We start from the raw sequence: 12,746 nt of genomic DNA on the forward strand, positions 1-12,746 counted from the left end.
CCATTGATTACCAAGTTTGAGTTGCTTTGAACTTCGTTAAAGCGTCTTTCAACTGAGAATCAATATCGTCGTTGTAGTTGCCGGTTGCATTGATAGACTTCATCAGCTCAGCGTGTTCGCTGTTCATATAAGCGTGCAGGGCTGATTCAAAATCAAGGATTTTGCCCAGTTCTACATCTTTTAAGAAGCCTTTCTCAACGGCGTACAGAGACACACCCATATCAGCGATTGACAGAGGCGCATATTGCTTCTGCTTCATCAGTTCGGTTACACGCTCACCGTGTTCAAGCTGTGCACGTGTAGCTTCGTCAAGGTCAGATGCGAACTGAGAGAACGCAGCCAATTCACGATACTGTGCAAGCGCAAGACGGATACCGCCACCCAATTTCTTAATGATCTTGGTCTGAGCAGCACCACCAACACGTGATACAGAGATACCGGCGTTAACAGCAGGACGGATACCTGCGTTAAACAGGTCAGTTTCCAGGAAGATCTGACCATCGGTGATAGAGATAACGTTTGTAGGTACGAACGCTGAAACGTCACCGGCCTGAGTTTCAATAATAGGCAGAGCCGTCAGTGAACCCGTTTGACCTTTAACTTCACCGTTAGTGAAACGCTCTACGTACTTGTCGTTTACACGGGCAGCACGCTCCAGCAGACGGCTGTGGAGGTAGAAAACGTCACCAGGGTATGCTTCACGACCAGGAGGACGCTTCAGAAGCAGAGAGATCTGACGGTAAGCAACAGCTTGCTTAGACAGGTCATCATATACGATCAGTGCATCTTCACCACGGTCACGGAAGTACTCACCCATGGTACAACCAGAGTAAGGTGCCAGGTATTGCAGAGCAGCAGATTCAGAAGCAGAAGCCGCAACAACGATGGTGTGAGCCAGCGCGCCGTGTTCTTCCAGTTTGCGAACTACGTTAGCAATAGTAGAAGCCTTCTGGCCAACTGCTACGTAAACACACTTAATGCCTGAATCTTTCTGTTGAATGATGGCATCAACAGCCATGGCTGTTTTACCACACTGACGGTCACCGATGATAAGCTCACGCTGACCACGACCAACAGGAATCATCGCATCAACTGACTTGTAGCCAGTTTGTACTGGTTGATCAACCGATTGACGGTCGATTACGCCAGGGGCGATTTTTTCTACTGGCTCATAGCCTGCCGCTTCAACAGCGCCTTTACCATCAATAGGCTCACCCAGGGTGTTTACAACACGACCTAACAGGCCAGGGCCTACAGGTACTTCAAGGATACGACCGGTAGATTGTACTTTAGTGCCTTCTTGCAGGTCCGCATAAGGACCCATAACTACTGCACCAACTGAATCTCGTTCAAGGTTCAGTGCAATAGCGTAGCGACTACCAGGAAGCTCAATCATTTCACCTTGCATTACATCGGCAAGGCCGTGAATGCGGATAATACCGTCAGTTACTGCGACGATAGTCCCTTCGGTGCGAGCTTCACTGGTTACATTAAACTGTTCAATTCGCTTTTTGATCAGTTCTGCAATTTCAGTGGAATTAAGTTGCATACTCTTATCCCCGTTATGCTTGCAACGCGTCTGCGAGACGGTTCAATTTCGACTTCACGGAACCATCAATAACTGTATCACCGGCTTTGACTACAAAGCCTGCAACCAGGGCAGGGTCCACGTTACAATTAAGCTTCACTTTACGTGCCAAACGTTTTTCTAACGATGCACTGATTTCAGCAGTTTGCGCATCAGACAATGAAGAAGCAGAAGTCAGCTGGACTTCAATTTCTTTGTCGTAATCAGCTTTCAAAACATTAAACAGCTCTGAAATGGCTGGCAGGGCAACTAAACGTTTATTCTCAGCCAGAACCTTAATAAAGTTCTGACCATGTTCGTCGATCTGTTCACCGCACACATTGATGAAAATCTCAGCGAGTTGGTCAGCGGCAACAGCACCAGTCATTAACTGATGCATGTCTTCGTTGTCAGCAACTTCGCCGGCAAACACCAGCATGTCCTGCCATTTGGCAACGGCGTTTTGTTCGACAGCAAAATCGAAAGCAGCTTTAGCGTAGGGACGAGCAACGGTTGTCAATTCAGACATGGCTCATCTCCCTCTTATAGCTCAGCGACAAGTTTTTCAACAATGTCGTTTTGTGCGTTTGCGTCGATTTCACGATGAAGAATTTGTTCTGCACCAGCAACAGCTAAAGCTGCTACCTGAGCGCGTAATTCTTCCTTGGCACGATTGCGTTCAGCTTCAATTTCGGCATAACCAGAAGCAATGATTTTCTCACGCTCTGAGTAAGCTTTTTGCTTTTCACTTTCTTCAAGTTGACTAGCACGCTTTTTGGCTTGCTCGACAATTTCAGCTGCTTGCGCTTTCGCATCTTTCAACTGGTCAGTAGCTTTCTGCTGAGCCAGTTCCAGGTCTTTTTCAGCGCGTTCAGAAGCTTCAAGGCCATCGGCAATTTTCTTCTGACGCTCTTCAATCGCGCCCAGTAATGGTGGCCATACGTACTTCATGCAGAACCACACGAATACGATAAACGCGATTAATTGACCAATTAGAGTGGCGTTAATGTTCACGACCGCTCCTCCTCATATGTTCGCTAAAAAATGGGTTTAAAAAATTAAGCACCAACAGCGAACAGAAGGTATAGCGCGATACCAACACCGATCATTGCGATGGCGTCGATAAGACCCGCTACGATAAACATCTTAACTTGCAGTTGAGGAGCCAGTTCTGGTTGACGAGCAGCAGATTCTAAGAATTTACCACCCAGCAGACCGAAACCAATAGCGGTACCCAGGGCACCAAGACCAATCAGTAGTGCAACAGCGATGTATAACATGTACGTCTCCGATTTAAGTTAAATTTAAAGTTAAAGTGTAAAAGTAAAACAGTTTGAATCGTTTGCTTTCTTTTCCAGGGATTGCAAAAGATCCGGACTACATTAATGGTCTTCGTGAGCCAGGCTCAGATATACAATGGTCAACATCATAAAGATGAAGGCCTGAAGCACGATTACCAGAATATGGAATACCGCCCATGGGAAGTGCAGAGGCAGCTGCCATACACCCAGGGTCGCAATAAGAATAAAGATCAATTCACCGGCATACAGGTTACCGAACAGTCGCAGCGCCAGAGAGAACGGACGTGCCAGCAGGGTAACGGATTCCAGAATGAAGTTAACCGGAATGAAAGCCCAGTGATTAAAAGGCTGGAATGTCAGCTCTTTCATGAAACCACCAATGCCTTTCACTTTGATGGAGTAGAAAATAATCAGGAAGAATACGCCCAGCGCCAGCGCCAGCGTCATGTTCAGGTCGGTGGTAGGTACCACTTTCATGTACACGTGATGCGGGTCCACACCGGTGGCTGCGTTAGCAATCTGACCTGCAGCTGAAGGCAGGAAGTCTACCGGAATCAAGTCCATCAGGTTCATCAGGAACACCCAGACGAAGATGGTCAGCGACAGTGGCGCAATGAGATTATTTTTACCGTGGAAGGTGTCACGAACGTTGTCGTTTACGAACTCAACAACCAGCTCGATAAACGCCTGGGTTTTGCCCGGTACGCCGGAAGTAGCTGATTTAGCCACTTTACGGAATAACCACAGGAACAAAATACCCAGACCGATAGACCAGCCCATCGTATCGATGTTCCAAACCCAGAAACCCGCTTCAGCACATACTTCAGCGACATTATGCAGTTCTTCACCGTGACTAAATTTCACCCCGTCGTCTGTGACGCACATGGTGGCATTGGTCAAATGGTGGAGAATATACTCTTGTGTTGTAATCTCAGATGCCATGTTTCAACCTAAAAAAATTAAAGTGTAAAAACTTTCCGGCGTTTCGTCTGTAAGACCCTGGTCTTGCTACCAAGGTATCACTCTGTCTTTTTGTTATCGTTTTTGTTGACGAAACATTGCCAGCCAATAGCTGACAGTTGTGACGGCGAATGCTGCAAAAACCGCTTCGGGTATCGCATGCAAAAATTTAAAAGCCACCACAAATAAAATAACTGCTAAAACCAGGCGCAGTTTGGCTCCCTGGCTGAAGCTCCGTACTACCAGTTCATTTTTACTGGCACCGGAGTAACGAAATGCGAATAACGCAAAAATCGCGTTGGGCAGAATGCTGATTAACGCGCCAATAGCAGCTGATTTCGCTACTTCAACGGACATCGCCCAGGCGCTGATGATGACCAGCAGAGTCATGACAATTACCTGAATCTGCAGGGCATGTCTGGCAAGTTTTTTACCGGCCCCTGCCAAATCTCTGTTCACCATTGTTTTATGCTTATTTGAGCCCAAATAAAAAGCGTCAGAAGTATACTGTTTTACCGATAATTTTCAACCATACATCGCGTTTTGAAAGTTATTCTGAAAATTTTCTTATCGAATAACAGGACGAAACGCATTGTACGCGAAAAGTGCGGGAATAACGACCACCGTTAACATTTTGCTAACTATGGCCGTAAAGTGGATTAGTGTATTTTAGAAAGGATACCGTCCAGCTGTTCTAAATCATTGAAGTTGATAGTGATTTTACCTTTTCCTTTAGCGTTATGGTCAATCACGACCGGCGCACCAAGGTTATCAGACAGGCGGGTCATCAGACTCTGCACATCCGGATCAACGGTTTTTTCCGGTTTTGGCTTCGCCGGTTCCAGACATTTGCGTACTAATTTTTCTGTGTCTCTTACCGTTAAACCTTTTCCGGATACGACCTGAGCCACTTCAGATTGCTGACCGCCGGTGAGTCCGAGCAGCGCCCGGGCATGACCCATTTCAATATCGCCGTGCTCAAGCAAGGTTTTGACATCATCATTGAGGTTATTCAGGCGCAGTAAATTTGTTACCGTCGCCCGGGATTTACCCACCGCCTCGGCGGTTTGTGCATGGGTAAGTTCAAACTCGTTCATTAAACGCTCAAGGGCCTGTGCCTCTTCCATGGCGTTTAGATCTTCACGCTGAATATTTTCAATCAGTGCAATGGCAACAGCGGCTTCATCCGGCACGTCTTTGATGAGACAAGGCACAACGTCGAGTTGCGCAAGCTGGGCAGCCCGCCAGCGTCGTTCACCGGCAATAATTTCGTACTGATCTTTACCCAGTGTACGCACCACAATCGGCTGAATAACGCCCTGGGAACGGATAGAAGACGCCAGTTCTTCAAGCGCTTCTGGAGACATGTCTTTACGGGGCTGATATTTCCCCGGCTTCAAAAATTCGACCGGCAGCTTGCTCAGTTCACTTTGCGATGCCGCAGTGCTGTCAGTTTCCTGTTCACGACGGGCAGCGGAAGACTGACTGGTCGCCAGCAATGCATCCAGGCCCCGACCGAGTCCTCTTTTCTTAGCAGACATATTTTCCTCAATGACTCAAGCGATTAAGACAAACCGATTTTTGGCTAGTTTAACAGATTAACTTGCTTTTGCGGGCTGTAATGTCTTCTCACGGCGGCGAAGAATTTCACCGGCCAGAGACAGGTACGCTTTTGCGCCTGCCGATGACTTATCATAGTACATGGCGGGCATGCTGAAACTAGGCGCTTCGGCCAGTCTCACGTTGCGGGGAATGACCGTGCGGTAAACCTGTTCGCCAAAATGACGTTTCAGTTGCTCAGACACATCATTGGCCAGACGGTTTCGGGGATCGTACATGGTGCGCAGTACGCCCTCAATTTTCAGTTCAGGGTTTACCACCGACGCCAGTTTCTGAATGGTATCCATCAGCGCCGTTAAACCTTCAAGGGCATAGTATTCACACTGCATGGGTACCAGTACTGAATCAGCCGCAGCCAGCGCATTAACGGTAAGCTGGTTAAGAGAGGGCGGGCAGTCAATAAAAACGAAATCGTAATAATCCATCACCGGCTTGAGTGAATTACGCAGACGGACTTCACGGGCAAACATTTCCATCAGTTTGATTTCAGCTGCCGTGACATCACCGTTTGCGGCAATAAGATCGTATTTTCCTGACGTATCTTTGATGATGACTTCATCAACAGGCTTTTCTTCAATCAGTAATTCAAAACACGTGCATTCTGCTTCGTATTTATCAACACCGCTGGCCATGGTGGCATTGCCCTGAGGATCCAGATCGATAAGCAGCACTTTACGTTTGGTCGCAGCCATAGACGCCGCAACATTCACTGCTGTGGTTGTTTTGCCCACACCACCTTTTTGATTCGCTATTGCGATTACCTTCGCCACTGTGCACCCGTCAGACTTTTCGAATAGTTACTAAATGACGCTCTCCGGTCAGATCCGGCACGGATAACGCCTCTACAGACCCGATCTGGAAGTGATCACTTACTTCGTCTATCTCACTTTGAGGAAATTGTCCCTTCAGAGCAAAAAAGACTCCTGATGAATCTACCAGATGCTGGCACCAGTGCAACATATCTTTCAACGACGCAAAAGCACGGCTCAACACAATATCGTAAGGTTGTGCAGGTTCATGCTCTTCTACGCGACTGTGCACAGGAGTGACGTTTGTCAGACCAAGTTCGAATGCACATTGTTTCATAAACCGGACACGTTTGCCTAAACTATCCAGTAACGTGAATTCAATATCCGGCAACATAATAGCCAGAGGCATGCCGGGCAGACCCGGTCCGGTGCCCACATCGATAACCCGCTTACCACTGACAAACCGGGTAACGGCCAGTGAGTCAAGAATATGTTTTACCATCATCTGCTCAGGATCGCGCACCGAGGTAAGGTTGTAGGCTTTATTCCATTTATCGATACGCTGAACATATCCGGTGAGCTTTTCAGCCTGTTCAGTAGTGATGTTCAGCGCTAACTTTTCGCAGCCCTGCAACAAAATTTCATTGAGTTTTACAGTATCGACGTTACTCACGCTGTCTTTAATTCCTGTTTACGTAACATGCCATGCTTTTTCAGATACACCAGCAACAACGAGATAGCCGCGGGCGTAATACCCGAGATCCGCGATGCCTTTCCGATGGTTTCCGGTCTGGCTTCGGTAAGCTTGGCAACCACTTCGTTCGAAAGACCGGATATTTTACTGTAATCAAAGTCCATTGGCAGCAACGTATTTTCATGGCGTTGCGCTTTTGCGATCTCATCCAGCTGCCGGGCGATATAACCGGCATACTTGATTTGAATTTCCACTTGCTCAGCTGCAACAGGATCGTCAATACCGGGGCCGATACCGTCAATGTTCATCAGCGCGTTATACGTCATTTCCGGACGCCGGATAAGCTCTTCAAATGAGTGTTCACGGCTCACCGGATTTTTAAGCAGCGTGTTGAGCTCCGGCACTGCTTTGTGATCAGGATGCACCCACTGGCCACGCAGACGTTGCAGCTCGAGTTCAACGGCTTCCATCTTCGTGTTAAACGCTGCCCAGCGTGCGTCATCAACCAGTCCGATTTCACGGCCAAGCGCTGTCAGACGACTGTCTGCGTTATCTTCCCGTAACAGCAGACGATATTCAGCACGGCTGGTAAACATGCGGTAAGGTTCTTTGGTTCCCATGGTCGCAAGATCATCTACCAGTACACCCATGTAAGCCTGATCACGACGTAAAATCATCGGATCTTTCTGTTGAACCTGCAGTGCTGCGTTAGCTCCCGCCATAAGTCCCTGTGCACCGGCTTCTTCGTAACCGGTAGTGCCGTTAATTTGTCCGGCAAAGAAAAGTCCGCCGATAAATTTAGTTTCCAGCGTTTGCTTCAGATCCCGCGGATCAAAGAAATCATATTCGATGGCATAACCGGGACGGATGATATGGGCATTTTCAAATCCACGGATCGAGTGAATAAGCGCCTGTTGAACGTCAAAGGGCAGACTGGTTGAAATACCGTTAGGATATACCTCGATACTGTTAAGCCCTTCCGGCTCCACAAAGATCTGGTGCGAGTCCTTATCAGCAAAACGGGTGATCTTATCTTCAATACTCGGACAGTAACGCGGGCCAACACCTTCAATGACACCGGTAAACATGGGTGAGCGATCCAGACCTCCACGAATGATATCATGGGTTTTTTCGTTAGTATGGGTGATGTAGCAGCTGATCTGCTGCGGATGCATTTCACGGTTACCCATAAACGAGAATACCGGTACAGGGGTGTCGCCGGGTTGTGCTTGCATAACGCTGAAATCCAGCGTCCTGGCATCAAGACGGGCAGGGGTACCGGTTTTCAGGCGATCCACTCTGAAGGGTAATGCACGCAGACGTTCTGCCAGAGCCAGTGACGGCGGATCACCTGCACGGCCACCTCGATAGTTCTCAAGACCAATGTGAATGGTACCGCCAAGGAATGTGCCCACTGTCAGAACAACCGTTTTGGCTTTAAATTTAAGACCCATCTGGGTAACCACACCGGCCACGCGATCGTTCTCTACGATCAGGTCATCACAGCTTTGCTGGAAAACCGACAGATTTGGCTGGTTTTCTACCACATTACGGATAGCCTGACGATACAGTGCCCGGTCAGCCTGGGCGCGGGTTGCACGCACAGCAGGGCCTTTACTTGAATTCAGAGTTCTGAACTGGATCCCGCCCTGATCAATTGCCAGTGCCATTGCACCACCTAAGGCATCGATCTCTTTAACCAGATGGCCTTTTCCGATCCCGCCGATAGCAGGATTACAGGACATTTGTCCGATGGTTTCCATGTTATGTGTCAATAACAGGGTTTTTGCACCCATACGGGCAGATGCTAATGCTGCTTCGGTGCCGGCATGACCACCACCCACAACGATGACATCGAATGCTTCCTGATAAAACATGTTGAACCTCACATAACACGGGGAATGTAGTTAATCGTATATTTCTTTGGCTTTACGGGCTGTCAGAAAAAGGGCGCGTATTTTAGCTGACTTATTGCCTGATTAAAATGGTTAAATTTTCTGCAATTTACTTTGGATCCGGAAAAGGCTACCGGCTTATAGAATATAAGATCTCTTTTAAGATCTTTATTTTTATATTTATTAGGATCGCGAAGATCTGTGAGTAAGTGCTTTTTCGTTCTTTAGATCATGATCTTACAGAAAGAATAAGTTCGGTACAGAGCCGATCATAACCCACCCGGGATCATGTGCATAACCAGGTATATTATCCACAATCCAAATCTTGAGAAAAGTTATTCTTTTCGTGATCAGAGCTTATGCACAGTGGTTTACAGGATCCTATCCACAGGCGTGATCAAGATGTGATCCGATTGGGGATAACTTGTCGGCAACGATCACTTAATGATCGCATATATCCCTGTTTTACGTGTGTTTGAAGGGTGATCTTCCTGTGATTAGATCTTTTCCACAAGATCACATGATCGCACACTTATCCACGATCCTTTTTTCTGTTTCGATTAGTAACCCGCAGGCAAAAAGAAATAAAAAAAGCGTCATTATGACGCTTTTCCTGGAAAACTTAGTACGGTCAGTTCGCCTCAGCGTACCTGATTAGGCTGATAACGCGTCTGCTGCGTCTCAGAAGGCTGTTCATCATTAACCAGACCGTCACGGCGGCTGGGGCCGGAAAAACGCACCTTATAGGTGTCATACTCTTTAATCGACTCAAAACAGTACTTACCTAATGCCAGCTCGAGCTCTGTCAGATTATGGTTGGTGATCAAGATACAGTTTTTCTTATTCACCAGGCGCTGTCTGAGCAGATTACCGAGCCAGCTTTGCTGGTTTTTCTTGAGCATACTTTCATTCACACAGACTTCATCAAGGATCAGCAAGTCCACATCCAGCAATTCCTGGTGGGCTTCGCGGAAGCGCTGACCTATATTATCCTGTGAACCGAAATCGAAGGAGAAATGACGCATTTCCATCAGTGTGGACAGCTGACGGTATAACACCGTTATCTCGTACTGCTCAATGAGTTCGTGGGCAATAGCCCCGGCGATGTGTGATTTTCCGCGGCCATAGTCACCGTAGAATAACATCATGTGAGAACCGGCCTGACGCCACTCTCTGTCACTGTGCGCAGCAATAAATGACTGGGCGATGCTTACCGCTTCAATCACGTCTTCACTGTCTTCAATCAGGTTTGCGAAGGTCCAGCGGGGATTCAGATCAGAGCGGCCGTGCAGATCTGTGATGCGTTGTTTTTTACTGTCCTGCTGTAACTGGCGGACTTCCTCATTCGCCTTACGCTCATACTCTTTTCTGAGTGTTTCGTATTCTGTAAAACCGTCCTTAACTTCCGGTTTGCCCATGGCGCGGGCCAACTGATTAAGCTTATCTTTTAACGATTGCATGACATTCAGCTCTTCTTTTGTGAGGCGTATTTTTCCACCAGCTTTCTGGCATTATCGTCTGCTTCTATGCCTGCTGCAACGGGTACAGTCTGACTTCCCACTTTTTTGGTTGTAGTATGGCCGGTCGTCATCCGTTTTCTCTTGATGGCATAAGCAAATTTCTGTGTCCACTGGAAGTGGCTGAAAACAGCATCCGGCCGGCCCAGCCAGTAGGATACAAATTCACCGATATCTTCATCACCGAATTCACGATCGATAAGCCCGATAAGGTTTGCCATTTCTTCAAACAGCGCAGGATCAGGACGCCAGCGTCCGTGGATTGCTGTGTATTGTCTGTGAAGATGGGTGAAGTCATCCTGTGCGTGACGACACAGTGGCAACAACACGTGCTGGCCGCTCAGAGAAGTCTCAAAGGTTGCCTCTCCCTCAAGGGCGATAAGGCCGGCCTGATCCAGTTCGCTGAGCAGCGTATTGATTTGCTGGCCACGGGTATAGGTGTCTTCCTGCTGATCGTTGCCGTTTAACAGGGTGATAAGAAACTTATAATTGAGGACATCTGAACGGGCGGCGTTCAGATCGGCTGTCGGCTTCAGACCGAGGCAATATAACACTCTGCTGTCGTTAGAGAGCGGCGAGGTGAGGGCGTGATATTCTGCTTCGGTAAACATAAAACGTTATTGCTTAACTTGTTGTTCAAACCATTCTACCGCTACATCTTCAGGGATAGGATGGTTAAGTACATCAATATGCAAAGGCGGCGCGATTAACGTTGCACCGGCGTCAGTTAAGCGCTTTTCCATTTCCATGGCACCATAACAGAAGGTGTCATAGCTGCTGTCGCCCAGCCCGACTACCCAGGCGTCAATACCACTCAGATCGGTTTCTTCCAGAGCCTTCGCAAAAGGCTGAATATTCTGTGGAAGCTCGCCGGCTCCATGTGTTGAGGTGCAAATTAACCATGACCCCTTTTTTTCCAGTGCATCCAGATCCGGCTCGAACTGCAGTGTGGTAGCGAATCCGGCAGACTGCGCTACCTGCTCCAGCGCTTCAGCAACGTACTCTGATGCACCCAGTACAGATCCGACGATGATTGACAGATGTTTAGACATAATTATTTACCGATACAAAATGAAGAAAAAATACGACCCAGTAAGTCGTCTGAAGTGAATTCACCGGTAATTTCAGTGAGTGCCTGATGAGCAAGACGTAACTCTTCGGCCAGTAATTCTCCGGCCAGATGTGAGAGCAATTGTTGCTGGCCGTTATCCACATGTTCTGCTGCCTGCGCCAGTGCGTCAAGGTGACGGCGGCGGGCAATGAACTGTCCTTCTGTGGTGGTGTCCAGACCCATGGTATCGGCAAGGTGCTGACGCAGTAATTCCACACCCTCACCGGTGCTGGCAGACAGGCCGATCACGCTGACGTTGCCATGTTGTGTGGTGAGCTGTTGAATGCCCACAGTCTCTGCTGATAAATCGGCCTTATTGCGGATTACTGTCGTGGGTATGTTTTCAGGCAGTCGTGCCATGAACTCAGGCCAGATCTCATACGGGTCGATTACAGCGGTGTCTGTACTGTCGACGACAAATAACACGCGGTCTGCTTCCGCAATCGCTTTCCACGCACGCTCAATACCGATCTGCTCAACTTTATCCGGACTTTCCCGTAAGCCGGCTGTATCGATGATATGCACCGGCATGCCGTTAATGTCGATATGTTCTTTTAAGACATCACGGGTAGTACCGGCGATATCTGTGACGATAGCGCTTTCGCGACCCGCCAGCGCATTCAGTAAGCTTGATTTGCCTGCGTTAGGACGACCGGCAATAACCACCTGCATGCCTTCTCTTAAAAGCGAGCCTTGTCTGGCTTTTTGCTGTACCGCTGCAAGGGATTCAACAATATCAGCCAGATCCCCGGCGACTTTACCATCTGACAGAAAATCGATTTCTTCATCAGGAAAGTCGATAGCCGCTTCTACATACATGCGAAGATGAATGATTTGCTCAGATAAAGCGGTTATTGTGCGGGAGAACTCTCCCTGCAATGAGCGCAGAGCACTTTTCGCAGCCTGTTTAGAGCTGGCATCAATCAAGTCTGCTATGGCTTCGGCCTGAGCGAGATCCAGCTTATCATTCAAGAATGCCTGTTCACTAAATTCCCCGGGCCTTGCCAGGCGTACGTTCCCGCAGGCCAGGATAGCATCAATGAGCATATCCATGACGATTTGTCCGCCATGGCCCTGGAGTTCAAGCACATCCTCACCGGTAAAGGAATTCGGCCCTTTAAAATAAAGTGCTATTCCCTGATCGATCACATCGCCCTTTTGATTATGAAAAGGCGTATAAGTCGCTGAGCGCGGAGCCAGTGTGACAGGTACCAGTGCCTGCGCAATCTCCATTGCTGCGGGCCCTGATACACGCACAATACCCACACCGCCACGGCCAGGTGCTGTAGCTTGTGCGACGATGGTATCTTGTGAGGAGGCAATAGGGTGCAT

General features: G+C 48.2%; 14 protein-coding genes. All 14 read right to left on the reverse strand.

The window, feature by feature from the left end; translation table 11 throughout:
- Positions 1 to 7 precede the first annotated feature (7 nt).
- Positions 8 to 1,549, reverse strand: coding sequence for a F0F1 ATP synthase subunit alpha (atpA, locus tag ACXAGR_RS06210; RefSeq protein WP_119503210.1), 1,542 nt, complete (start codon positions 1,547 to 1,549; stop codon positions 8 to 10).
- A 13-nt stretch (positions 1,550 to 1,562) separates the two neighbouring features.
- Positions 1,563 to 2,096, reverse strand: a complete 534-nt coding sequence (gene atpH / locus ACXAGR_RS06215; RefSeq protein WP_474842299.1) for a F0F1 ATP synthase subunit delta — start codon at positions 2,094 to 2,096, stop codon at positions 1,563 to 1,565.
- A gap of 14 nt (positions 2,097 to 2,110) precedes the next feature.
- On the reverse strand, positions 2,111 to 2,581 hold the full coding sequence (gene atpF, locus ACXAGR_RS06220) for a F0F1 ATP synthase subunit B (protein WP_474842301.1): 471 nt from the start codon (positions 2,579 to 2,581) through the stop codon (positions 2,111 to 2,113).
- Positions 2,582 to 2,625: 44 nt separating this feature from the next.
- Positions 2,626 to 2,847: a F0F1 ATP synthase subunit C gene (gene atpE, locus ACXAGR_RS06225; protein WP_012520222.1), complete on the reverse strand. Its 222-nt coding sequence runs from the start codon at positions 2,845 to 2,847 to the stop codon at positions 2,626 to 2,628.
- 102 nt (positions 2,848 to 2,949) lie between these two features.
- Positions 2,950 to 3,810, reverse strand: coding sequence for a F0F1 ATP synthase subunit A (gene atpB / locus ACXAGR_RS06230; RefSeq protein ID WP_119503213.1), 861 nt, complete (start codon positions 3,808 to 3,810; stop codon positions 2,950 to 2,952).
- Positions 3,811 to 3,903: 93 nt separating this feature from the next.
- Complete coding sequence (locus ACXAGR_RS06235) at positions 3,904 to 4,185, reverse strand: ATP synthase subunit I (RefSeq protein WP_474848837.1); 282 nt, start codon at positions 4,183 to 4,185, stop codon at positions 3,904 to 3,906.
- Positions 4,186 to 4,487: 302 nt separating this feature from the next.
- Positions 4,488 to 5,369, reverse strand: a complete 882-nt coding sequence (locus ACXAGR_RS06240) for a ParB/RepB/Spo0J family partition protein (protein WP_119503215.1) — start codon at positions 5,367 to 5,369, stop codon at positions 4,488 to 4,490.
- A gap of 57 nt (positions 5,370 to 5,426) precedes the next feature.
- A complete protein-coding gene (locus tag ACXAGR_RS06245) occupies positions 5,427 to 6,218 on the reverse strand; it encodes a ParA family protein (RefSeq protein WP_474842305.1) in 792 nt (263 codons plus the stop codon).
- A 10-nt stretch (positions 6,219 to 6,228) separates the two neighbouring features.
- Complete coding sequence (rsmG, locus tag ACXAGR_RS06250) at positions 6,229 to 6,870, reverse strand: 16S rRNA (guanine(527)-N(7))-methyltransferase RsmG (protein ID WP_474848742.1); 642 nt, start codon at positions 6,868 to 6,870, stop codon at positions 6,229 to 6,231.
- The gene (gene mnmG, locus ACXAGR_RS06255) at positions 6,867 to 8,768 is read right to left on the reverse strand and encodes a tRNA uridine-5-carboxymethylaminomethyl(34) synthesis enzyme MnmG (RefSeq protein WP_474848744.1); all 1,902 of its coding nucleotides are present in this window, start codon (positions 8,766 to 8,768) and stop codon (positions 6,867 to 6,869) included. The genes rsmG and mnmG overlap by 4 nt, the downstream gene beginning before the upstream one ends.
- 659 nt (positions 8,769 to 9,427) lie before the next feature.
- Positions 9,428 to 10,246: an ATP-binding protein gene (locus ACXAGR_RS06260; protein WP_119503219.1), complete on the reverse strand. Its 819-nt coding sequence runs from the start codon at positions 10,244 to 10,246 to the stop codon at positions 9,428 to 9,430.
- 5 nt (positions 10,247 to 10,251) lie between these two features.
- Positions 10,252 to 10,914, reverse strand: coding sequence for a DnaT-like ssDNA-binding domain-containing protein (locus ACXAGR_RS06265; RefSeq protein ID WP_474848746.1), 663 nt, complete (start codon positions 10,912 to 10,914; stop codon positions 10,252 to 10,254).
- A 6-nt stretch (positions 10,915 to 10,920) separates the two neighbouring features.
- Positions 10,921 to 11,355: an FMN-binding protein MioC gene (gene mioC, locus ACXAGR_RS06270; RefSeq protein ID WP_474848748.1), complete on the reverse strand. Its 435-nt coding sequence runs from the start codon at positions 11,353 to 11,355 to the stop codon at positions 10,921 to 10,923.
- Positions 11,356 to 11,357: 2 nt separating this feature from the next.
- Positions 11,358 to 12,746 carry a tRNA uridine-5-carboxymethylaminomethyl(34) synthesis GTPase MnmE gene (mnmE, locus tag ACXAGR_RS06275; RefSeq protein ID WP_474848750.1) on the reverse strand — a complete coding sequence of 463 codons (1,389 nt, stop codon included), beginning with the start codon at positions 12,744 to 12,746 and terminating at the stop codon, positions 11,358 to 11,360.

The sequence above is a fragment of the Alteromonas sp. ABH4_457 genome, assembly GCF_056160625.1.